The sequence below is a fragment of the Peribacillus sp. NPDC096379 genome (genome assembly GCF_044762875.1).
Lineage (GTDB): Bacteria > Bacillota > Bacilli > Bacillales > DSM-1321 > Peribacillus.
The window spans coordinates 1,134,961-1,160,683 of sequence record NZ_JBIWFD010000001.1 but is presented as its reverse complement, the minus strand read 5'-3'; the positions used below and the strand labels follow the sequence as shown (position 1 = coordinate 1,160,683).

General features: G+C 36.8%; 16 protein-coding genes. All 16 read right to left on the bottom strand.

Features of this window, described 5'->3' with window-relative positions:
- Positions 1 to 324: 324 nt before the first annotated feature.
- Positions 325 to 1,272, bottom strand: a complete 948-nt coding sequence (manA, locus tag ACIQZI_RS05445) for a mannose-6-phosphate isomerase, class I (RefSeq protein WP_403070282.1) — start codon at positions 1,270 to 1,272, stop codon at positions 325 to 327.
- Between the two features lie 181 nt (positions 1,273 to 1,453).
- Positions 1,454 to 2,341, bottom strand: a complete 888-nt coding sequence (locus ACIQZI_RS05440) for an ROK family protein (RefSeq protein ID WP_403070279.1) — start codon at positions 2,339 to 2,341, stop codon at positions 1,454 to 1,456.
- 15 nt (positions 2,342 to 2,356) lie between these two features.
- Complete coding sequence (locus ACIQZI_RS05435; protein ID WP_403070276.1) at positions 2,357 to 3,763, bottom strand: glycoside hydrolase family 1 protein; 1,407 nt, start codon at positions 3,761 to 3,763, stop codon at positions 2,357 to 2,359.
- 86 nt (positions 3,764 to 3,849) lie between these two features.
- Positions 3,850 to 5,307, bottom strand: coding sequence for an ABC transporter substrate-binding protein (locus ACIQZI_RS05430; RefSeq protein ID WP_062178230.1), 1,458 nt, complete (start codon positions 5,305 to 5,307; stop codon positions 3,850 to 3,852).
- A gap of 39 nt (positions 5,308 to 5,346) precedes the next feature.
- Complete coding sequence (locus ACIQZI_RS05425; protein WP_253722539.1) at positions 5,347 to 6,201, bottom strand: carbohydrate ABC transporter permease; 855 nt, start codon at positions 6,199 to 6,201, stop codon at positions 5,347 to 5,349.
- A gap of 189 nt (positions 6,202 to 6,390) precedes the next feature.
- Complete coding sequence (locus tag ACIQZI_RS05420; protein ID WP_062183078.1) at positions 6,391 to 7,275, bottom strand: ABC transporter permease; 885 nt, start codon at positions 7,273 to 7,275, stop codon at positions 6,391 to 6,393.
- 255 nt (positions 7,276 to 7,530) lie between these two features.
- Complete coding sequence (locus ACIQZI_RS05415; protein WP_403070273.1) at positions 7,531 to 9,039, bottom strand: response regulator; 1,509 nt, start codon at positions 9,037 to 9,039, stop codon at positions 7,531 to 7,533.
- Between the two features lie 7 nt (positions 9,040 to 9,046).
- Complete coding sequence (locus tag ACIQZI_RS05410; RefSeq protein ID WP_403070270.1) at positions 9,047 to 10,846, bottom strand: sensor histidine kinase; 1,800 nt, start codon at positions 10,844 to 10,846, stop codon at positions 9,047 to 9,049.
- A gap of 128 nt (positions 10,847 to 10,974) precedes the next feature.
- Positions 10,975 to 14,097 (bottom strand): alpha-mannosidase, encoded by a 3,123-nt coding sequence (locus ACIQZI_RS05405; RefSeq protein ID WP_403070267.1) that lies wholly within the window; start codon positions 14,095 to 14,097, stop codon positions 10,975 to 10,977.
- 20 nt (positions 14,098 to 14,117) lie between these two features.
- Positions 14,118 to 14,762 carry a YesL family protein gene (locus ACIQZI_RS05400; RefSeq protein WP_403070264.1) on the bottom strand — a complete coding sequence of 215 codons (645 nt, stop codon included), beginning with the start codon at positions 14,760 to 14,762 and terminating at the stop codon, positions 14,118 to 14,120.
- Between the two features lie 187 nt (positions 14,763 to 14,949).
- On the bottom strand, positions 14,950 to 17,610 hold the full coding sequence (locus ACIQZI_RS05395) for an endo-beta-N-acetylglucosaminidase (RefSeq protein ID WP_403070261.1): 2,661 nt from the start codon (positions 17,608 to 17,610) through the stop codon (positions 14,950 to 14,952).
- Positions 17,611 to 17,683: 73 nt separating this feature from the next.
- On the bottom strand, positions 17,684 to 19,012 hold the full coding sequence (locus ACIQZI_RS05390) for a glycoside hydrolase family 125 protein (RefSeq protein WP_403070258.1): 1,329 nt from the start codon (positions 19,010 to 19,012) through the stop codon (positions 17,684 to 17,686).
- A gap of 5 nt (positions 19,013 to 19,017) precedes the next feature.
- On the bottom strand, positions 19,018 to 21,735 hold the full coding sequence (locus ACIQZI_RS05385; RefSeq protein ID WP_403070255.1) for an alpha-mannosidase: 2,718 nt from the start codon (positions 21,733 to 21,735) through the stop codon (positions 19,018 to 19,020).
- Positions 21,736 to 21,754: 19 nt separating this feature from the next.
- Positions 21,755 to 22,678: an ROK family protein gene (locus tag ACIQZI_RS05380; RefSeq protein ID WP_403070252.1), complete on the bottom strand. Its 924-nt coding sequence runs from the start codon at positions 22,676 to 22,678 to the stop codon at positions 21,755 to 21,757.
- A 747-nt stretch (positions 22,679 to 23,425) separates the two neighbouring features.
- On the bottom strand, positions 23,426 to 24,700 hold the full coding sequence (locus ACIQZI_RS05375) for a dihydrolipoamide acetyltransferase family protein (protein WP_403070249.1): 1,275 nt from the start codon (positions 24,698 to 24,700) through the stop codon (positions 23,426 to 23,428).
- A gap of 27 nt (positions 24,701 to 24,727) precedes the next feature.
- On the bottom strand, positions 24,728 to 25,711 hold the full coding sequence (locus ACIQZI_RS05370; protein WP_403070246.1) for an alpha-ketoacid dehydrogenase subunit beta: 984 nt from the start codon (positions 25,709 to 25,711) through the stop codon (positions 24,728 to 24,730).
- Positions 25,712 to 25,723: the final 12 nt, after the last annotated feature.

Genomic DNA, 25,723 nt, shown 5'->3' with positions numbered 1-25,723 from the left:
AACCAATCAAGGTCTTAAAATATGTTTATAACTGAACAATATCGCTCGGTAGTTTTGCTCCATTATGTAAGGCGAAATATCCAAAGTCATCTCTAGCATTAACATTAGCTCCGTTGTCTATTAAAATCGATATGATTTCGTACAATCCGGAAAGCCGAGTGGGTTAATGGTGTTCTTCCACCTTCATCATCGGAGTCAATGTTTTCCCTAAAGAAATTACCTCTCGGAACTAGCATTGAAGATATTAGTCGATATTTAGATTGCCTACTTTTTGATTTAGATAGTTCATGCTCGCAAAGAAATCGAAAAAGTGATATAAGCACTTTACGGATGAGAAATAATCATTTCCGCTGACCCTTTTATGTGGAATTTCCCTAAGCCATTTGGTAAGATAAAATGACTTCCCTTTTCGAATGAATAGCTACCGTCTTCTGTCATGATTACACCCGATCCACTTATAACGCTGCCTATTAAAAAGGGTTTATCTTGTGTAAAAGTAGCTACACTCTCAATCTCCCATTTGTAGACAGAGAAATACTCACTCTGAACAAATGTTGTAATTGAACCGCCAGCGATTTCTTCTGTAGTAGGTTTGACAGATATATCACGATGTGGGATAGTTGTGACATCAATTGACTTATTAATATGTAAGTCTCTCTTGTTACCTTGTTTGTCAACACGCTCATAGTCATATACACGGTATGTTGTGTCTGAGCTCTGCTGCGTCTCTAAAATAAGAACGCCTGAGCATAATGCATGGATTGTGCCACTTGGTACATAGAAGAAATCACCCGGTTTTACTTTCACACGACGCAGTAGGCTATCCCATTCTCCGTTATTAATCAATTCAACAAACTGCTCTGTTGAATTCGCTCTATGCCCAAAGATTATTTCAGCATTTTCTTCACAGTTAATTACATACCAACATTCCGTTTTACCTAGTTCTCCACTTTCATTTTTATTGGCATATTCATCATTAGGATGCACTTGAATAGAAAGGTCATTATTTGCATCTAAAATCTTGGTTAGTAACGGAAATACTTCACCCTTGAGACTCCCGAATAATTCTCGATTTTCCGACCAAAGTTTACTAAGTGACTTCCCTTTATAAGATCCATCACTTACTGTGCTTTGACCATTAGGATGTGCGGAGACTGCCCAGCACTCTCCAGTCAATTCAGATTCGATATCATATTGAAATTCTGTTTTAAGCTTTTTTCCACCCCAAATTCTTTCTTGAAATACTGGAAGTAAAAAAATAGGTTGCTTCAATTAAGCCACTTCCTTCATTATCTAATTGTTTTAAATATAATTTCATACATTTTTGGTAAAAAATGTAAGTTCATGTGTGCACGAATGATCTTTCTTATATAAAATTCTACCGATCTATAAACCTATCACTATATAAAGTAATAGATGATTCCTATAGAAACTTTCATTGTTTCACATCATTTTACTGAATATTCAGAAAATTATATAAGGCACCAACTTGCCCTGCAAGATTTCTAAATTTACATACATCAATCTCAGTAATTTCAACGATTTCCGGACGAATTTTCTTTAGACGCTTGTTGATATGATTTGTGAATCCTGATTGTTCACTGATTCCGCCCCCATACAAAACCTTTTCAGGTGCCAATGTATGGATTAAATTAGCCGTTCCTATTGCTATTGCATCAAAAAATGCTTCTACTTCTTCTTGTACACTATGGTCTTTTTTATTATAGCGATCGATTAATTCTTCACCGGTCAGCTTTTCGCCTGTTTTAAGACATACTCGATTTAGTAAATTCCAAGTGGATCCTAATCTACTAAACGTACTCGTTTCAACCAGAGTATCTAATGATTGGGTTGGACTCATGATCATGAGTCCAACTTCTCCAGCCATCCCCATTCTTCCACGTCTCAATTTTCCGTCTAGGAATATTCCTCCACCTATGCCAGTTCCTATTGTCATACATATGAAACTATTACATTCTTGCGCATTCCCTTTCCACTTTTCGGCTAAAGTTGCACAATTTGCATCATTCTCTAGCTCAATAGGTAAGCCTATATCAACTAGTTCTTCCTTAAGACTTCTTCCGATAAAATCAGTTACTTGACCAGCATAATGAACATAACCGGTCTTTACATCAACTGCAGCTGGTACACTTAATGCAACTCCGCTAAGATCCCATTTATTTTTATACTTTTTCGTCGTATCAATGATAAATTTATATATTTGTCCGTCACCTTGTGGAGGCGTGGGGCTTGAAGAGCTCTCTAAAACATTAGCATGTTCATCCATAACTGAATATTTTACTGATGTTCCACCAACGTCATAGACTAGATACGTTTTCATAACATACTCCTCATTTCAAAACCCATTGTTATCCACTAACTTCTTGAACCATTTACCACTTTTCTTAATTGTTCGCTTATAGTCATTCTGTAAGTCGACTGATATTAAACCATACCGATTTTTATAGCTGTTTAGCCAAGACCAATTATCCGTAAAGGTCCATACATGAAATCCTTTTACATTTGCACCTTCGTTTAATGCTTTATGTACCCACTTTAAATGATCCTCATAAAAGGTAATTCGGTAATCATCCTGAATCATTCCATTCGCATCCTTAAAGCGTTCTTCTGATTCTACTCCCATACCGTTTTCCGAAATGAAGCATTCAATATTTCCATAGTTTTCTTGAATGTTTTTTAAAATATCGTAAATACCCTTTTCATAAATCTCCCAGCCTCTGTATGGGTTCAACTTTTTCCCTGGCATATCATAATTATCAAAGTACCGCTCTGGCATAAATGGAGCATTCGGATTTGGCATATTTTCCTTCGCCTTAACTCTTCGCGGTTGATAGTAATTAATCCCTAATAGGTCAACGGTATTTTCACGGATTATGTCCAAATCTTCTGCTTCATACTTAGGTAAAAAGTTTTCTACCCGTAACATGTCAATTAACTTTTCCGGAAACGTGCCTTTGACTGATGGATCTAGAAAAGAACGGTTAAATAGCAAATCAGCTTTTTCTGCAGCATCTAAGTCAGCAGGGTGATTGCTCCTTGGATAGGAGGGAGTAACGTTCAATATAATTCCAATTTTCCCTCCAAGCTCTTTATCATGGTATACCTTAATTGCTTTTGCCGAGGCTAACACAGAATGGAATCCAACTTGAACAGCCTTTTCAAAATCACAAAGTGCTGGATAATGATGTCCATATAAATAACCGCATTCTACAGGTACGATTGGCTCATTATGTGTGAACCATTTCATTACACGATCTCCAAAATGATCAAAACAAGTAGATGCATATTCCACATACGCCTCAACTACAGAGCGACTTTCCCAACCACCCTCATCTTGCATAGCCATTGGCATGTCAAAATGATAGAGATTCACAAAAGGCTCAATCTCATTTTCTAGTAAAGTGTCAATAACAGTGTTATAAAAATCAATCGCCTTCTGATTTATGTCTCCACGACCCATTGGAAACATACGGGACCATGAAATAGAAAAGCGAAAGCTTTTATGTCCCGTTTCTTTCATGAGCTGAATATCGTCAATAAATTTCGTATAAAATAGTGAAGTGTTATTAGGTCCGATTCCCTGATAAAAACGATTCGGCTCTGTTTCATACCAGTAATCCCATATATTCTTTCCTTTTCCCTCTGCTCCTGAAAATCCTTCCATCTGTGTTGCAGATGATGCAGATCCCCACCAAAAGTCTTTCGGAAACATGTATTTATTCTTTTCTACATCTGTACTCATTTTAATAACCTGCCTTCCATTAAAAGAAAGCAAGTCGGAAAATAAAGCTTCCGACTTTGTCCCCTTTGTTATTTGTACGGAATCTTTTAATTATTTTTCTTCCACTCATCATATTGTTTTTGAATTTCTTTAAGTACTTTATCTAATCCTGCATCTTTAAACTTCTTATTAGCTTTTGGTAGATATACCTCAGGGTCAACACTACCAGTTAATAGAGCAGGTGCAAATTCACTTGCAACGTTTGAAATTGCAGCGATTTCTGTACGAACAGGATTCGTATCAAAATAGAAACCTAAGGTTGGTGCTTCTACAGAAGCATCATTGAATTTTTTGAACGCTTCCCATTTATCTTCAGGATCATTTTCATATAACTTAAGAATGAAATGGTTTCCTAGAGAGTACGTTGGCATGTTATAGCTTTCAACACGAGCTGGAAGATCGTTAATTTTACCATTAGCATCCTCTTCGTAATGCACACCTTCAATACCACGATCAATTAAGTTACGAAGATATGGATCTGTATTTAATAGATTTAAGAACTCCATAGCTTTCTCTGGATTTTTTGAAGTTGCTGAGATAGCTTGGATAGCTCCTGTTACAGAGTTGTTAAATGTAATCGGATCATGCATTGGTTGAACTGCTACATCATAACCTGCTGAACGAGACCATATTAGTTCCGCATATGGCTGGTACATTTCTTTACGTAAGAACCAGTTTTGTACTTCTAACGGCCATGGATCTGTACTTGTTGCAGCATCGGCTTTTATATAACCAGCTTTATAGAATTTGTGCATTGTTTTTAACGTTTCCATCATAATATCTGATTCAAAGATATTAACTACCTTATTTTTATTTCCTTCTAAAGGAATCGCAAATGGCAGTTCATCTTCTAATATATAATCAAATGGTAAATACGGTTTAAAAGTGGCAAGCGGTGTAAAATCTGGCTCATTCTCTTTAACTGTTTTTAATAACGGTTCTAAATCTTCTAACGAGCTAATGCTTGAAATATCCATTTTGTATTTATCGACTAAATTCTTATTAAAAACGTACACACTTTGCTGTCCAACTTCTTTGTTAGAAGGAATACCATAAAGCTTTCCATCAATTTTAGCTCCTTCTATGAACGCTGGATCAAGTGTTGCTTTTAATTCTTTTCCATGTGTATCAAGAAGTTCATTTAGGTCTTTAAATGCTCCTTTTTGTGCATTTAACACATAGTTTCCACCACCGGTATAGGCAATATCAAATGATTCACCTGAAGAAATCATCAATTGCATTTTTTGATCATAATCACCCCAGTCGATTTGTTTCAATTTAACGGTTGCGTTAATTTTCTCTTTTGTGTATTTATTTACTTCTTCCATTACTTTATCAACATCTTTTTGGGGTGTACCAATCGTGTACCACATAATTTCATACGGTTTATTTTTATCGGCTTTACCGCTTCCACTCGTATTAGCTGATTTACCTCCACCACATGCAGCTAACAAGGTCGTTAAACTGAATAATAGTACGATCATAAAAGCAAATTTCTTATTAATGGTAATTCCTCCCTTTTAATTATCTATTTCAAAAAGTATTTATTCCTTAACGCCACCGATTGTCAATCCACTAACAAAATATTTTTGGAAAAATGGATAGGCAATCGCTATTGGCAAAGTGGAAATAACAACCATTGCCATTTTTGCAGCATCTTGAGGGATTGCGCTTAATAAATCATTTTGCGCTCCACCTGCTAATGAATTTTGTCTTAAAAATTCTATGTTGTTTTCAATTTTCATCAGCATAGACTGAAGTGGAACCAAGTTCGGTTCATCAATAAACAACAGGGCATTAAACCAATCATTCCAGTAACCCAATGTGCTAAAAAGGGCAATGGTTGCAAGACCTGGTAACGAAAGTGGAACAACAATTTTGGCAAAAATTCGTAATTCACTTGCTCCATCAATCCGAGCAGATTCCAATATGGATTCAGGTACAGACCTTTGGAAAAAGGTTCTCATGATTAAAATGTAGAATGCGTTCATTGCAAGTGGTAAGATCAAAGCCCAAATAGAGTTTCGTAAATGTAAAAACTGTGTTGCTACGATATAGAAAGGAATTAGTCCTCCACTAAAGAGCATTGTAAAGAATGCAATAAAAGTGAAGAAACCGCGGTATTTGAATTGCTTTCTAGAAATAGCATAGGCAAATAATGCAATCATAGCTACACTGAAGACCGTACCAAGCACTGTTACGACTATCGTAATCGTGTAAGATTGAAGCAATTGATCCTTCATTTGCCACAAGTATCGGTATGCTTCAAAACTCCAAATTTCAGGTAAAATCTGATAACCATTTCGCGCTAAGGTTTTCTCATCCGTTAAAGAGATGATGATTACATATAGAAATGGAAAGATGCACATTAAAGCAAATGATCCTAACAATATATTCATCAAAAGATTAGGAAACCCACTTAGTCCATGTACTGTGTACTTTTTCTTACGCTTACTTTTTTTGTTCGGTTGATTCAGTTGATTTTGCACATTCCCTTTATGTAACGGAGTAGGCGGGGAGCTATTTTGATTGATTTTCATTGTATTTTGCCACAAAATTGCGGCCACCCTCCTTTCTCTCTCGATTTTTTAAAATAGAGCATATTCTTTATCAACCTTCTGAGCTAGATAATTTGTCAGCATGACTAATGCAAAACCTACAAGTGATTGGTAAAGACCAGCAGCAGTACTCATACTAATGTCACCCATTGTCGTTAACCCTCGGTATACATACGTATCAATTACATTCGTTACTGAATATAACGTACCGGAATCACGAGGCACTTGGTAAAACAGACCAAAGTCTGCGCTGAAAATTCTACCAACGTTTAAAATGGTTAAAATAACAATAAGCGGTGTTATCATCGGGATTGTAATATTACGGATTTGCTGCCACTTATTTGCACCATCAATCATAGCAGCTTCATAATAGTTTTTATCAATCCCAACTATGGCAGCTAGATAAACAATGCTGCCGTATCCAATACCCTTCCACATGCTTGTTAGAACGATAATGAATGGCCAATATTTTGCTTCGTTATACCACGAAATAGGGTCGTCTACTCCGAACCAACCGAGTATATTATTAAGAAGACCTCTATCCACGCTTAGAAACGTGAATACGAAATAACTAACAACAATCCATGATAAAAAGTGTGGAAACAGCATTCCTGTTTGGTATATTTTAGACAGCTTCTTATTTGCGAGTTCACTTAAAACAATTGCTACAAACACTGCTAAGATAAGCCCTAATACGATAAATACTAAATTGTATAGTATCGTATTTCTTGTAATGATCCAGGCGTCATTTGTATTAAATAAAAACGCGAAGTTTTCAAAACCAACCCACTCACTATTTTGGATACTTGCAAAAAAACCATTCGGATCATAATGAAAGTTTTTAAAAGCAATGACCGTTCCAAACATCGGAAGATATGCAAATAACAATAGCCAAATCGTTCCTGGTAATACCATGAGAAGCCACACACGATTTTTATAAACATCTTGGAAAAAACTCTTGATACGATTCACGAAGCCCCTCCTCTCTTGTAATGAAAACCTTTACATCTTTATAATAAAGAAAAGTCAAAAATGTATATAGTTAACAATATTAAGATTTACTGTACTTATTAAACATTCGGTAGTTCATCCACCACTTTTAATATTCGTTGATTCTTTTGGGCCGAGATATGGCCCTCTACAACAGAAAAAATCCCGAATAACGGGATATCATGACTGGATATTCATCGTTCTCCAAGCTGACGGAGTAATCCCCACCACCTTCTTAAACTGTTTATAAAAATACGCAGAATCTGAATAACCCACTTGTTTTCCAATTATTCCAGCTTTTAAATGTGTGCCTCTTAACAATTGCTTAGCTTTTTCCAGTCTTAAATGGTTCATATACTCAGAAAATACTAAGCCAGTTTCTTTCTGGAAAAGTTGGCCTAAATAAATGGAGTTTATATGGAATTTATAGCTTAAAGTTTTCAAAGAAAGTTCTTCATGAAAATGTTCTTGAATATATTGCACTACGCTTTGAATAATAGGACTTCCATGCTGTGTTTTTTGCTCTAATGTTCTAAAAATCCCTTCAATAAAATCAATAAGAATGTCAACTAAAAGTTCCATTGAATAGGCCTCTAAGATACGCTTTACAATACCTACTGTTTGATCATTTGTATGTGACGATACATCTTTTTGGATGGACGTAACTATATCGATAGCGAATCCTCTAATAATAGTAGGAGCAACCTTTTTAGTAGATTTATTAATTACAGCAAAGGCACCTTTGATCCACAAAAACGCTTTTTCTTGTTCTAATCCGACAATAGATCTCTTTAGATCATCCAGTTCATACGAAGTAGAAAAGCTTGCTTGGGTATACTGCATGATTGATTCATCTGTTATCAGTCCACTTTCTTTGAGTACTAATCGAAAGCTAGATAACTCTTTTGCACGTTGATAGCTCTTATACAATTCACTTGTGGAGCAAACAAATGATCCAACACTAATATGATACTTACAAGCAACATATCCAGCAAATAGCTCGTTCAATTCATCTAGTTTTTTCTTAAGTTCCTTTTCACATGTAGACGAAACTAAAAGGATAAGTTCGCCATCTGGATTAATAATACAGACAGACTGAAATAGTTCCTCTACCCTTTTTCTAAAAAAGGATATGTTACCATGCTCAATCTCATCTGATACTTGCATTAAAACAATAGCTAGCTTATGACCACCAAACTTCAAATTATATAAGTCTACTCTTTCCCGCCATTCTTTAGCATCGATGTCTTGATTAAGACATCGCCAAATCGTATTATCTCTTAAAATCGTGTATGCCTCTTCATTATTTGTAGACTTTTCAAGTTTCTCTACACTATTTTCCAATGTTGAAATGAGTTCTTGTTCATTGACTGGCTTCAAAAGGTAATTTTCGATTCCTAGCTTCATTCCCTTTTTCACATATTCAAATTCTTCGTATCCAGATAAAACGATAAATTTGGTATGAGGTTGACGTTCTTTCAATATACTAATTAATTCTAATCCGTCCATTAAGGGCATCATGATATCAGTTAATAATAGATCAACATGACATGTTTCTAACTTTTTTAGAGCTTCACTTCCGTTAGAAGCATCACCAACGACTTTAAGTCCATAATCTTCCCAAGGTACCAAGGCTTTCATACCTTCAATAATAAATGGTTCATCATCTACTAAAAAGACATTATACATGTTGCAATTATTCACTCCTAGCTGCTGGAATTCTAACTTCTACAATCGTTCCTTCTCCTTCAATACTACTAATTTGAATGCCATAGTCTTGTCCATATTTTAATCGTATTCTTTGATGAACATTACTTAATCCTATTGAACCCTCAGAAGTGGTAGTTCCTGCTAATAATTTTGTATGTATGGCCAATAATTTATCTTGAGAAATACCTTTCCCATTGTCTTCTATTATAATTTCAATATCCCAATGAATTCTTTGAACTTTTATTCGTAATTCATTATGTATTGTTTCTTTTCGAAAGCCATGAATCAAATAATTTTCAATAAGTGGCTGAAGGGTAAATTTGAGCATTTTTTCGTCTAAACAAGTTTCTGGAATCTCGTAGGTTACGTTTATACGATTAGGATATCTAATCTGATTTAGACCTATATACTCCTTAACATGTTGGATTTCATCAGAAATTTGAACGATTTCCCTACTACTTAAAGAATAACGAAATAATTGCCCTAAGCTATAAATCATATTACTAGCTGGTTTAGATCCGTCAGCTATGGCTTTCATGCGAATAGCTTCTAATGTATTATATAAAAAATGTGGTTGTATCTTTGACTGAAGCGCTTCCATTTCAGCCTCTCTCTGGCGAATATTTAAAACATATACGTCCTTAATATACATGTTTAAATCATCTAACATATCATTGAAACTTTCTGATATGGTTGTTAACTCGTCTTTTTCTCTACTATCTGGGATTCTAATTTGTAAGTTTCCATTTCGAACTTCGTGAATGGCCTTTTCTATTTTATTAATTCTTCTAGAATAAGATCTCATGGCAAAATAGGTTACAGCAATTGCTATACCGGAGAGTATAAATGTAGATAATAACATATACCTATGTACAATTGTTACTTTCTTCATATCATTCTCAGGGATGAACCCTACATACAAGTAACCCATCTGTTCATCAGCTAAAGTATTAATATAATAATTTTTTCCATCCCACTTTATTTTCTTAAAGCTCGTTCTAAATGATAAATCTTTCAATGGTTCTGGAATATTACTATTGTCTGACGAGTATAGATAATCCCCATCACGTTGAAATATATAGACTTTTCCTTTAAATTGGGATTTCCGTAATCGAATCATATCTTGAATTCCTGATGTATCATAAAAAACTGTAAGATCTCCTAATTTCTTAAGGGTAGCGGGATCATTAATAGAACGAGATATTTGAATATTATTGAAGATACTTCGTTCTTGCTCCCACTCAACATTCTGCAGTTGTAAGTCTTCAGGATGAATGCTTTTGCCTTCCAAATTTTCTTTCTTAGCCATATCTTTATTCCACCTATAGTGGTTATAAATATATAGATACTCTGTACCAGGGCTTGCACTTTTTAAACTCACTGCATTGATATCAGGATCTTGGCTAAAATATGCTTGGAAAAATGTATTAAGATTATTCGGAACAAATGAAGAGTTCTCACTGTATTTATCTAGTCGATACGATAGATATGTATCATAATCATGTTGCAACGCAAAGGCAATATCATTAAAAATCAGATCTGTTTTTAAATATAAGTCTTGCATAACATTTTGTGTATACTCATTTTTTCGTTGGAGATACGATTCCACCCGTTCTAGTGTTCGTGTACTTGCGTCCATTTCTTTCTGAATAATAACTTCTGTATAATAGCGTGATAATACAAGTAGTAATAGAAACATCGTAAGAAGGATTGTTGCGGAATAAGTGATTAATATCTTGCTAAACACCTTATTCGTTAGCCGCTTCTTCATTTTACTCAAGAACATTCCTTAGATCCTCCCATGCAAACTTACTTACCCAACTACTATTCTACTATATTTTCTGTTGGAAAAGTGAATTAATTCCACTTTTCCAACAGCTGGATAAATTATTTATCATGTATGATCTTATTTCATCAAGAAAAATAGACTAGTATAGTTTTAATTTCATATGGTTTTATTTCAAAATCAATACTTTGAGTTTGTTCCTTGCTATCAGCCTGTTCCATCAAATTTGTTTCATACCATTTTTTAACGTTTCTCGGGAATTCGATCAAGACATTTCCCCGTTGCCCTTCATACTCATGTAAGCGAATAATGACTGCGTCCTCATCTTCTTTTTTCTTAATCGCATCGACCTTAACATGCTCGTTAGTTAGATTCATAAATGAGCTTTCTTCTGGTAAAAATCCACCCTTTACTACCTTCAATGGATTATTTAAAAACCAAGCTTGCTTGACTGTTTGCCCAACTCGCCAATCTCCTTGATGAGGTAGCAATGAATACGTAAACTCGTGTTCTCCTTGATCTGCAGTTGGGTCAGGGTAAATTGCAGCTTTTAACAAGGATAAGCGAATCGTTTGGTCTTTAATGTCATACCCATATTTGCAATCATTTAACAAACTCACTCCGTATCCAGTTTCAGACAGGTCTGCCCATTGGTGTCCAACTGTTTCGAAGCGCGCCATATCCCAGCTCGTATTCCAATGTGTCGGTCTCTTCACATTACCAAATTGTATATCATACGTTGCTTCGATTGAACGAATATCAACTGGGAATGCTACTTTCATTAACTTACGTTGCTCATGCCAATCCACTTTTGTTTTATAATCAATACGTCTATTTTGAGCATAGAAAATCATATCTTGTTCAACCAAAGAACTTTGATACTTCCATTTCGTCCGAATGACTATACGAAGCGGACCGTTTTCAACAACTTCACTAGATACTACTTCACGGATTTCCTCCATTTTTTCTTGGTAATACAAATCAATATCCCAGGCATCGTGTGCCAATGGTTTATCTTCAAAAATCTGAAGAATATTCCCCTTTTCCTGTTGTGCTAGTACTTCACGATTAGCTTCCTTATCAAATAGACGCGTCAATTGAAGGGAGTCATTCCATTCAACTAGATAAAAAGGTGTTTCTAGCGACTTTTCATTAATAACAAATGGTGTATTATTTTCTAGCATAGGATCTTGTTTGACTTGGATTTCTACTGCACCAAATTGTTTAGTTTTATCTAATTCTACTAACCAACCAGTTTCAGTTCGTTGACAATTTAGATTTTCACCTGAACCTGAAATCCATCCTCCAGCTACATCATTCGTTTGATCGTATGGGATGAATACATTTTGTGCATCTTGCCAATTAGTTGCATTGAAGACTGTATACGTTTCGTACTTAGGTTCAATAAACTCATTGAAATTATTTTGATCAATTTCAAGTTGGATATCTTCTGCTTGTTTATACTCCACTGCTGCATCTTCATATACTTCCTTAATGGATGAACCAGGAATAATATCATGGAATTGATTTCGTAAAATAATCTTCCATCCTTCATCAAGCTGTTGCTTCGGATATTTCACCCATGAAGATAATAGAGAGTTCCATACAGACAACCATTCTGATTCTCTATAACTCAACTCGAGTTTTCGATTCATTCGTTTTGTATATGCTTGACTTGTATAGGTTCCTCTGTGATATTCAAGGTACAATTCTCCATCCCAAGTGTGGACATATTCATTTGTATTTTCAATATTTTCGTGTAATTTCCGGAAGAAATCTCCAGCTTTTGTCGTTTGTACCTTTGGTAATCCTGGCATATTTTCGAACCTGCGACGAAGCTCAATCATCTCTCGATTGACTCCACCACCACCATCACCATAGCCATAAGAAAGCAGTAAATCTTGGTTAACATCTTTATTTCGGTATGAATTCCATGCACCGTTTACAGTCTTTGCTGTAATCAGCCCATTGTATGTATAAAACCATGAATCATCCGAATTCCAAGGTTCTGGAGTGGTTACAAAATGAGTGAGGATTTCAGTCCCATCAATTCCACGCCATTGGAACGTATCATTTGGCATGCGATTGTACTGATTCCAGCTAATTTTTGTAGTCATAAATGTATCGATTCCTGATTTTTTCAAGATTTGTGGAAGTGCCCAGCTATAGCCAAATACATCTGGTAGCCATAAATATTGGCAATCTACATCAAATTCCCTCTTGAAAAATTCTTTTCCGTACAAAATTTGCCTTACTAGTGATTCCCCACTAGGAATATTACAATCTGCTTCTAACCACATTCCACCTTCAGTTTCCCAACGGCCTTCCTTTACACGTTTCTTAATCGATTCATAGATTTCTGGATAGTCTTCTTTAATATATTCATATAACTGCGGCTGTGTTTGTAGGAATAAATATTCAGGATATTGTTCCATTAATCTTAAAACAGTAGAAAAAGATCGAGCAGCCTTTTCACGTGTATGTTTTAAGCGCCATAGCCAAGCAACATCAATATGTGTATGTCCAACACAATGAATGGTTACAGGATGATGTTTTTCGATTTCGTTAAGACTTTTATTCAATTCCTCACTAGCAATCTCACAACTACTATAAAATACGTCATCACCCGGTTTACTCCAATTGATTTGCCTAAAAGCTTGATTTAATGCTGTTACAATTGCATGCTTTTCTGGTCGGTCATCACTAAGTTCTTTAATTGTTTGCCACGCTGCTAAAGATGTATAGTATAAATCATCGCAAGCCTCGTCTAACCACGCCACTTTGGCCACCTCAAGTGTGTAAGTTTGCTCCTTTGGCTCTCCACCGCCTTCAAGCCCAGACCAAAGTCTGAAATCTAATTGAACAGTGCTTCCTATTTCGGTTGGTGGGAAAAATACTTCCTGATGGTTAGAATCAACACCTTGGTATGGATTTCCATTTAAGAATAATAATGATTCGAATCCAGAATTGTTTCCTCCGCCAGTACGTCCAAAGTCAAATAAACCAACTACTTTTCGACCCGTCCATTCTGCCGGAAGTTGAACATCTGCACTTAGCCAAAGATACCGGTCTCGACCCGTCCATTGGTCTCTTAGTTGTAAAGTTGAGTCCCCCTTTTCAATAGGTGGATATGTACCTACTTTACCTTCATCCTCAATTGTACGAAACTGACCAATCTCCATGCCATCTCGATAACGGAACTGCGCCAATTCTTGTATTCTTGCTTCTAGCTTTCTTTCTACTAAAAACATATAAATCCCCCATTCGTATATTAATTTACGCTTTCCTTGAACTTCATTTGTTTATTTACTTGTGATTGCTGCCGTTCTAGAGTATTAAATCTATTTATACAAACATTCATAATCCAATAGGCAGGCAGTACACCTGAAATAAATGGTAGAAGTCCCAGCATATTTGTAATTAAATAGCCAATAAAAAACAAACCAATACCAATCAATAATGTGGAAAAAGGACTAATAAGTGAAATAATAAAGGATTGTTTGATGTACTCCTTTATTGAGTAATGATAATGTACATAGACAGGGAAAAAGTGAATAATAGTATTCAGATATAAAAGAATGATAAAACTAATAAAAACATAAAGAATAACAGAAAACGTTCCTTCCATGTTTTCAGCAATTCTTAAATCGACATATAAAAAAAAGCCAATCGCCGCATAAATTAGCCCAATACAATTTGAACGGACAAACTCTTTTTTAAAGGTTTCTTTATATATCTTCAATATGGAAACGTCTAGCTCTTTCATCTTCCACTTTCGTGTCACAGCAAATAAAGCAACAGTAGCTGGCATAATACCAAAAACACCTAGTCCAGCCACGATAAATACAAACCAAAGAATATTCGTCCAAACTAACCTAACAATCCATTCACTTACTTCTTGTAACATTCTCCCCATTTTTTTCATCCCCTACTATTATGGTAAGAAACATCCTTGAGCGTCTGATCCCAACCCAACGATGAAAAAGGTTCTCAGGTTCTAAAAACTGTATTACCTAATGAAAGTGGCGGTGCGGAGCTGATTTTGCGAAGCCCCGCCACTTTCCCACAAAAAGGGGGAATAACCCCATTTCCGATTATCATACTTAATATCCATATGCCTCGAATTCAAATATTCTTGTCGCTTGGTCCCCACCTTGTGTTGGTTGTTGGACAGATAAGCGAATATATTGAGCTTTTGTCGTTGAAATGGGATGTTCTGAAATAGCAGCTGTATTATTTGTGATATTTACGGCTTTCGTCCAATTTTCCCCATCAAGACTTATCTCAACTGTGAATGCCCTTGTATTAAAGGCTGCTGGCTCTCCGCCTGCTTCGGCATGTTTGACAACAAATTTTGATAAATTAATCGCCTCACCAAAATCAACTTTTAACCAATGATTTGTACCAATGGCACACCATTTACTATTATTCGTTACATTCCCATCAATCGCGTTCTTTGGTCCTTCAGAAGGAGAGCATTGTCCACTAGCAGTTGCAGTTTTATTCAGTGCAACGTTCGTAATGTTTTTTGCATCTTTTGAAACTGTAATAAAGCCTTCTTTTGTAAGAACGTCTTCTCCCTCGCTATTTTTAGCGATCAGGGTAACGGAGTACACCCCTTCTTCTTCATACGTTACAACTGGATTATGCTCAGTACTTACTGTAGGTGTCCCACCTTCAATCTGCCATTGAACTTCCTCTGTCGCTTCTGATGAATTGTTAAAGAATTGGATTTTTTCACCTGGTGCTACAACTGTTTGATTTACTTTAAAGTCTGCCTTTGGTTGTGGGTATGCAGGCCATTTAAACTTGACCTTCGCAGCTTCACCTCGAACAAAATCAGTCGTTACAGCTACAATTTCTAGGGAAGTTGCTGTTTCCTTACCACTTCTTCGTAAGTTCGAAATATAGTAAGCTTTATTTGGAACTGCCCCGATAAATTCCTTTTCTTTATTAGGAAGAGTGCGATAAATTTCATAATGCTGAATATCACCTTCCACAGACTCCCATGATAATTCTAAATCCGTATATAGTCCTTCATTGAAAGTTGGATTTTTCACCTGAACTTTCTTTGGTATATCTGGGATTTCTTTATCGCTATGTTTATTTGTAACTTTAATTTCTCCGATGTTAATTTGATAATCTTCAATTGCTTTATCACTTTCGAAGAATAGAGAAATCGTCGCAATTCGTTTTCCCTTATACTTGTTTAATTTAACTGTTTCTTTCATCCATTGATTTCGGCTCTTTTTCTTAACATCAAAAAACACAAAATCATCAGGCTGATTTACAAAGCTTACACCAAGTTTCATGTTAGGCTTTTTCATATCAGTTTTGTAAGTTACCGAGATCTCAGTATCTTTTTCAACTAGGAGATTCGTTTTATAAAGCTTCACATGTGTGGCATTTTCTTTCGTTAAGTTTCCAGAAACATTCAAAGAACTTCCACCGTAAAATGCTGTATCCCAATCGAAGTTAACATCTAGAGGTTCTCCTTCGCTATCCTTTAACCAGCGCCATGTAGGTAAAATATCTTGTAAACTACGATTATTCCATTCTTCTTTACTTTGTATAGCACCATCTACTGCAAAGAATTTCCCACTACCTGTATTAAAGTGGGTCACAAACGGAAGCTCTTGAACGGCCGTTTTTGCATCAAAATAGTGAGCCATCCCTTTCCAGTCTCCATTTTCACCAGTCTTGCGAGGATCCCCAGCTTTTCCAGTCCAGAATTCCTGTTCTTTTTGATAGAACGCTTCCATTGTTTCAGTTGTTTTAAAAGCCCAGTCTGGACGGTAAATCCCTAATGAAGTCAATGGTTTTTGTCCTTCTGGGAAAATGCCTTTCCATGGAATGTTTGTGTTCGTTCCATTTGCCTCGACATCAATGCCAGTATATAGTTCATATGGACTTCTACCAATTTCTAGTGCCTTATCATGAGATGATTGTTGATTCGTCCACCAGAAATTTAAAAACATACTGTCGGAAATTTTGTCATTACCATCTTGCAAAAACATTTTATTACGATCTGTTAAGTGATTTTGCCAACTAATTGCTCCGCTTTCAACCATTGAGTCATACCACATAATTTGCATATTTTTTGGCTTATTATCTTGAAGATATTTTAAAAACTGTTTTGTTTTTTGAGCAGTTTCTCTATTTCCACCTGCTGTTTCTTGGTTGATAAACCAGCCATCAAATCCGTAATATTCAGCAACCTCTAACAGTTTGTCAGCAGCAGGAAATGATCCATCCTCACGCTGTACAAGCATTTGGTCTACCCATTGCGCTTGTCCCCCGTAAGCTGTTGGGGGAAAGAAAACATTTCCTAAGATTGGAACGCCATTTTTATGAGAAGCATCAATTACATCAGCACTTGGAGGAGTAATAATTCCTTCTCCAGCAGAACCCGCCCAATACACCATTAAATCAACATACTGCCAGTAGCTAAAAGTATTGGCAAAAAATTCATTTCCACCTTGAGATGGGACCCCACTCGTGTTGGGATTTAATGCCGATAATGCAACCAATTTTGCTTCTGACTGTGACGTTTCATTTACACTGAAAACAACTTCCCTATCAGCTAATGGAATAGTACTTTTGTTATATACAGCGTCAGGATCACTTTTTGGACTCCATTTTAATAATGTTCCAGGATACCAATAAGATGATTCCGGCTGTTTTGCAAAACCTGTAATCGGAAGTACACACACTATAAGCAAACTTAAGAACGCAGTGATAAGACCATATCTAATTTTCAACAAATTCCCACTCCTGTTATTAAGATTATTTTTTTCCAACCTCTGTAACAACCAAGATGCGGTAATGTTTCTTAACTTATATGCTGTTTTCTTGTAGCTTTTTATAAAGCGGACTTCCTTTAACTGCAAAACCACATAAACTTAATACAAATTCACTAAACATCGAATTTGCCCATGAGAACCACTCTCTCGTAAATTCTTCTGGTTGATCTGCATTAAAGCCCTCATGCATAAATCCAGTTCCTCCATCTGACTGCTTCATCATCTCCAAAATTCTCTTTTTATCAGAAACATCTGTAGATGTCATCCCCTCAATTGCTAATGCAATATGCCAAATATAATGATCCGGTGTATGGGGACTTCCAATTCCATTGGCCACTTTTCCTTCATAAAAGTATGGATTATCCCTACTTAATAAAAAGTTACGAGTATTCTGATAGGTTTTATCATCAAATTGGCACCAGCCAAGATATGGAGCCGCTAGTAAACTAGGAACGTTCGCATCATCCATAAGATGATACCTATCCATTCCATCTGTTTCATAGACATATAAATCTCCATAAATCGGATGTTCTAACACGGCAAATTTTTCTATTCCTTCTTTTATCTCAGAAGCTAGTTGCTCACATTGTGTTGCAAGACTTTCATCTTTTAAAACTTCTTTACAAATCTCTGACGCATAACCTAGTACTACGACCGCAAACATATTTGCAGGTACTAAATAACCATATAAACAAGCATCATCACTTGGTCTAAATCCACTCCAAGTCATTCCTGTTCTCACAGTTTTAGATCCTTTTCCATCTCTGTTCAGAGTATCTGATTGTCTTACATCCATTCTTTCAAAGCTATATGTTGATTCATCCTCATGATTTTGTTCAACTTTCCAAACATGCAAGATCTGGTTTAATGCTTTTATAAATGTGCCATCAAAGTAGGATGTTCTTCCAGTTGACTTCCATAAAAGATAAGCAAGTTGAATCGGATAGCAAAGTGAGTCAATTTCATATTTACGTTCCCATGTCATTGAGGACATATCCGTTTTATCCTCTTGATGGCCTTTTCCATTAGCAATTACATTGAATGCATTTGCATATGGGTCATGAACGATATAGTTCATTTGACGGCGGACAACACCTTCAATTAGTTTCGCCATTTCTTCGTCCTCTTCAGCAGCAAGTAGATATGGGCGTACTTGGGCAGCAGAATCTCTTAACCACATTGCTGGTATATCACCTGTAATAACAAATGTTGTTCCATCTTCTTGTGGCTTTAATGTTGTTTCATACGTATTCACAAAGCATTGTTCAAACATTTCCTGAAGCTTTTTATCTTCAGGAAAATGTTCCTTCACCTTATCAATTAATTGTGTTAGTGATTGTGGGATTGTAGTCTCAGTAATCATTTCCTTCACTCCTTCACTTGCCAACCAAGGCTAATAATTTCAAACGGTTTTACTTTTTCTTGAATTTGCGTATTTTCATACTGCTCTTTCACACTTTCAATGATCGTACTCTTATAACTAGTTGTACCTTGCATTGGTTGAGCAATGACCATTGTTTCTTTTTCAGATGTGTTAAACCATCGAGCAATTACGTCATCTCTTTCCTCCGCTAACTTGATAGATGAGATTGCTAAAGATTTACCTTCCCAAGTGAAAAATGTCTTTTCGGTTGGAAGTATCCCCTCATGCACATCTGTTTGCACAACAATCACAGGCACTTGGAAGTCATAGGCCTCTTTGAATGCCTCTGATTCAACCACTGTCCCTTTATGAGGGATAACCATCCACTCCGCTTGGTACGTTCCGATACATTGAGCCTCTGGTGTCGGAAATAGACCCCAATCGCCTAATTCAGAAGTTGAACGCAGAATCGTAACGGCTATAGTTTGTTGTTCCTCAAGGATTTCATACTCATGTAATCCTTTGTTCGCAATTGTCATCCCATGCTCTCCGTCTGTTACACTTACAAAAGCCTGTTGATGATGATCAAAGCTAGGGTTCTCCCACTCTCTTTCAGGTGTATTAGGACGCTTTACTACTTCAAAAATACTATCTGCATAATGTTCATTCGTAGCTAAATCAGTAGGGAAAAGCACACGTAAACGATGATCCTTTGCTTGGTTTTCAATTGTAACCTTAACAGAAGGTCCCTTTGCTTTTCGATCTAACTGAATATGTGTAATTAAACGAATGGTTACATTTTCAGAAGATCGACCTGATTGTCTGTCCTTATGCCAAACTAATCGTTCTTTTTCTTGTTGAAATTGTTCATCGGCTTCTTTTGGAATCTCCCACTCATGAACAAGTTCTATAACAGAGCGTAATGAATGGTCTTCAACTACTCTTATCTGTGCTTTCAAATCTTTCGTAGTAAGAGGAACTTCACCATTCGGTTTCCTAAACATATATTCGTTACCGATGTCCCCGCTATTTTCATAGATTCCTAGATTTCCGAATACTTTCCCAGTCTCTTTATCAGTCAATGTATACGAACCATTTTCATGAATCAATAAATGGACATATTCATTCTCCATTTCATGAGCACTTCGATTAATCGATGGCTGTTCATTCAAGTTCGTTTCTGTGGCAAGTTTAATATAATATGTTTTATACCCATAGCCCGGAAGAGATTCAGCTAGGAATGTTAATTTGATCGTTCTTGCATAATATGGACGTCGGAAACCATTCTCAGGTAGGTCATATCCAAACCGAATACCAAGATCCTCTGTTTTACAGACATGTTCCGTGCCATTCTTATCAACCAAATGAATACTAGGTAAATCCTTCGAACGAAGAAAATTTGGAATCTCTGAAAAAGGCATCTCTGAAAAATAGACTTTTTCTAGTTCAACTTCCTTTTCGATAACCGCATCTCGTGTATTTCCTGATGTGTTAAAAACGACAACTGGAATCATATCCTCATCAACACCACTTTGTTTCGTTGAAATATGAGATACAACTTCATTGGCTTTTTCCTCGATAATAGTTTCTGCAGTCTGCTGAACCTTCTCAAAACGAGTTACCATTTCTCGATGTACTTCATCTACACTACAACCGCAAATACTGTCATGTGGATGATTTTCCATCAAAGTTTTCCATGCATAACGCAAATAATCACGTGGATATTCATGACCAAGTAAATATGAAAACACAGATAGTGGCTCAGCCACTTTTTCTAATAGTGTTTGACTCTCTTGATTCATCTGCTTTAAATAAATTCGAGCAGAGGCTGTATTTACAAGCGTTGACCATCCATCTGTCAGTTGATTTCGCAATTCACCTGAAATCGTCTGGAGTTGTTCTGGTAATGAGCGCTGAAGTGCTTCTAAATATTCATCAAAACTAGAATGTATAAATGTAGTATCTGGGAAAAGTTCTTCAGCCACTTTGATTGCTTCACCTATATCCACTTGAACTGGTTGATGATCACACCCATTCATGAAAAGAAGATGTGGCGTTGAAGAATATTTCTTAGCATCAGCTAGCTTTGTTTCCCAATACGTTTTAGCACTCTCTTTATCTACAGGTACTTCATTGCCGTTTGAATACCAATTCGCAAACAATACTCCAAGCACAGCCGAACCATCTGGCGACTCCCACTTAAGTTCTGAATATGGCGATTCAAATGTTTTCGTATCGCTCACCATATTATTAAAGCCTGTTGGTTTTACACCTCTCCCAAACGCAGCCGTTTTAATATCAGCTTGCAGAAGCAATTGAGGTGCTTGTCCGTAAATACCAAATGTATCCGGGAAGTACCCTAACTTTGACACAGCACCGTATTCCTTCGCATCTTGTAAACCGTACAACATATTTCTGACATTCGCTTCTGAGCTTGTTAAGAATGCGTCTTGTAACACATACCAAGGACCAATATGAAGCTTTTTTTCTTGTATTAACTTCTTAACTATTTCTTTTTTATCAGGACGAATTTGGAAATAATCTTCTAAAATAATCGTTTGTCCATCCAAGTGAAAACTCTGAAAATCTTCTCCCTTTTCAAACAAATCGATTAGTGTATCCATTAACTTTACTAAGTAGTAACGATGCTTTTCAAAAGACATATACCATTCCCGATCCCAGTGGGAGTGAGAAATAATATGCGCAGTAGTCTTAGATTCCATTTTGTTTCCCTCCTATATCTCAATCCTTCGACAGGATCGTAGCCGCAGCTCCTTTTACTCCTGCTAATGCACCATGACTGGCTTTTTCTATCTTTAGTAATTGACTATGTTGGTCTAAAAGGTAATTTGGTAGTTTTTCACTAACCATTTTATAAAATACTGGCTGTCCGATGATAACTCCACCACCTAATATGAGTAGCTCAGGATTCAGCGCTTGTATTGCTTGGCTGAGCCCCAATGCTAAATGAGTGGAAGCTTCCTCAATAACCAATTGGGCAATATGGTCATTTTCATGGAATTGAGCAAAAAGATCTTTGCTGTTCCAATTAGGATCTACTGGCTTTCCTTCTGCTGCCATTCTATCTTTCCAAATACGGTTCAGAGCAGTCCCAGATGCAAGTGTCTCCAAACACCCTTTTTTGCCGCAGCCACAAACGAGACCCTCAGGCTGGATTACGCTATGCCCAATTTCACCAGCACCAGATAGGGCACCTTCATATAACGACTCATTTATTATGATTCCCCCACCAATGCCAGTGCTAACTGTTACATAGAGGACATGTTTATATGTATCTCTATAAGTAAAAAAGTACTCTCCAAACGCGGCTGCATCGGCATCATTCAAAATTCTTACCGGCACTCCGAAAACGCTATCAATTTTATGTACTATTGGATAACCATGCCACGATTTTAGATTGGGTGGATTTAGTACGATTCCTTGTCTCGAGTCTAGCGGACCCGGGGCACCTATACCTATTCCTCTAATGGCTGGGAATTGTTGCATGAATTCTCTCACACACGAAGTAATCAAGTCTGTAGCGTAATCTGGACCATATTCAACCTTGGTCGGAAATTCATGTGTTGTTAGGACGTTTCCATCCTCTTGTACGACACCAATCGCTATTTTCGTTCCTCCAATATCAATGCCAATAGCAGTTTTCATGTACAATCTCCTTCTTCTAATTTTTCTTCCCATTAACGATATGTTTCAGCAAGTTAATAGTCAACAATCCTGGAGATAGTGATAAGCTTTTTCCATATAATCTAAAATTTATCCATACTTTCTAGGTTGGTGGATTTTTTAGATTATGACTTGTTCAATGTGGAAAGTAAAAATGAGCCGAGCAGATCCATGCAATGAAATTTCGCATAATCGAACGTATGCTATAAATACGGTGAGTAACGGAGAATCGAGTCAACTTAGGATGTGAAAGACATCTTCACTGGCTTTTTTGACACTTATTATAGAATTAATTTCTAACTTTTGTGAGAGGTACAATACTCGCTAATGTTGATGAGCATAGGTTATGTATGTGGAGAATTTCGAAAACGATATCCTGTTTTTAGGAAAGTCATCAGCCTAGTTGTCAAATAGAAAAGATATGTTACTGATAGAGGTACTATTCTACATGTTTCTGTAGATAGCTAAAGTTACTGCCTTCGGGTTTTTAGAACGTATCTTCAAAGTTCGCGATTTAACGTTTTTTCGACAAATACTTTGGACGTCATTTTATAAGTATTTTCTAATAAAGATCGTTAAAACCAAGAAACGATTCATGGAATTACCCTTGCTTTTTGGCTAATGGTTCGTATATCCCACAGCTTATAGCCAACACTCACATCGAGTTGATAACTATATCCTGCGCACAAAAAAAGTCGGTTCAAGTATTTCTTGAACCGACTTTAATCATTAATAAATAGTTGTATTTTCCGGAGTCGTTGTTTCGATAATTTCCTTCACCCGTGCAAGGAACCTTCCGCTAACGAGGCCATCGAGAATGCGATGATCTAATGATAAACAAAGGTTAACCATATCGCGAACGGCAATCATTCCATCAATAATAACAGGTCGTTTTACGATTGATTCGACTTGAAGGATGGCTGCTTGTGGATGGTTGATAATCCCCATTGACTGTATTGAGCCGAATGAACCAGTATTATTGACCGTGAACGTACCACCTTGCATCTCATCGGATGTAATCTTGCCAGATCTAACTTTTTGAGCAAGCTCTGTGATTTCCCGGGCAATCCCCTTGATTGTTTTTTCATCAGCATGTTTAATAACGGGTACGAATAAAGCCGTATCTGTCGCAACAGCTATGGAGATATTAATATCTTTTTTCTGGACAATCTTATCTCCTGCCCACATCGAGTTGATTTCAGGGAATTCCTTCAAGCTTTGCGCTATCGCTTTTACGAAGAATGCGAAATAGGTTAAATTATAGCCTTCTTTTTGCTTAAACTCCTGCTTTATTGATTCACGATAGCGAACTAGATTTGTTGCATCCACTTCTACCATCATCCAAGCATGTGGTATCTCGTGTTTACTTTTTTGCATATTTGCTGCAATTGCTTTACGAACACCATTGACAGGAATTTCAATGTCTCCCACTGCAGTATGAATAGCAGGAGCTTGTGTAGTTTGAAGCGAACCTTGCTTTAGTTCAGGTACAGAGACTGATGGTTGATTTGAAGCCGATTTTCTTTCAGCCGCTTTAGGTATATTGCCTGATTCAATCAGCTTTAACAGGTCCTTCCTCGTAATCCGACCTTCTTTTCCAGTTCCTTTGACCTGATGCAAATCAATGCCATTTTCCTGTGATATTTTTAATACTGCTGGAGAATATCGGGCTTTTGAAATACTTACATCACCAGCTACTACTTGTGTTGTTTCCTCATTTTTATCTTCACTATGGATGGTTTCGTTTGCTTGTGTTTCGCTACCTTCAACTTCAATTGAACAAATCACTTCGCCAACCGCTAATGTTTCATCCTCTGCAGCCTTTAATTCTTTGATCACACCTGTAAAAGAAGATGGGATTTCCGCGTTCACTTTATCAGTCATCACTTCGGCAATTGCCTCATATTTGTTTACAGAATCACCCGGTTTAACTAGCCATTTACTGATTGTGCCTTCTGTCACACTTTCACCAAGCTGAGGCATTTTCATTTGTTCGATTGTCATAATTCTTACCCTCCTTACTGATGTCCCTTAATATTCAGCAAGCTCTCTCATCGCTTTTTCTACTTTATCCGGATTGACCATAAAATATTTTTCCATCGTTGGAGCATATGGCATTGCTGGAACATCTGGACCTGCGAGTCGCATAATTGGTGCATCAAGGTCAAATAAACAGTTTTCTGCAATAATCGCACTCACTTCACTCATGATGCTTCCTTCTTTCGTGTCCTCTGTAATCAGCAATACCTTCCCTGTTTTCGCTGCTGCTTCTATAATTGCTTCTTGATCTAATGGATAAACCGTTCGTAAGTCTAGTACATGTACAGAGATTCCATCACTTGCTAATTTTTCAGCAGCTTGAAGGGCAAAATGAACGCAAAGTCCGTATGTAATCACTGTAATATCTTCACCTTGCCGTTTCACATCTGCTTTTCCAATTGGCAATACATAATCATCATCAGGGACTTCACCTTTGATCAGACGGTACGCACGTTTATGTTCAAAGAAAAGCACTGGGTCATTATCCCTGATTGCTGCTTTTAATAATCCTTTTACATCATAAGGCGTTGATGGCATAACAATTTTCAATCCAGGCTGATTGGCAAAAATGGCCTCAACCGATTGCGAATGATAAAGTGCCCCGTGAACACCACCGCCATAAGGGGCACGGATTACGATTGGACAGTCCCAATCATTATTAGAACGATAGCGAATTTTTGCCGCCTCGGAAATGATTTGATTGACTGCAGGCAAAATGAAATCAGCAAACTGCATTTCGGCAATCGGTCGCATTCCGTACATAGCTGCACCAATTCCGACACCTGCTATAGCCGATTCAGCAAGTGGAGTATCAATCACTCGTCCTTCACCAAATTGATCATATAAACCATGTGTTGCTTTAAACACGCCGCCTTTTTTCCCAACATCTTCTCCCAAGACGAATACGCGTGAATCTCGCTCCATCTCTTCACGTATTGCTGTTGTAACAGCATCAATATATGAAATTACCGGCATCCCATTTCCCCC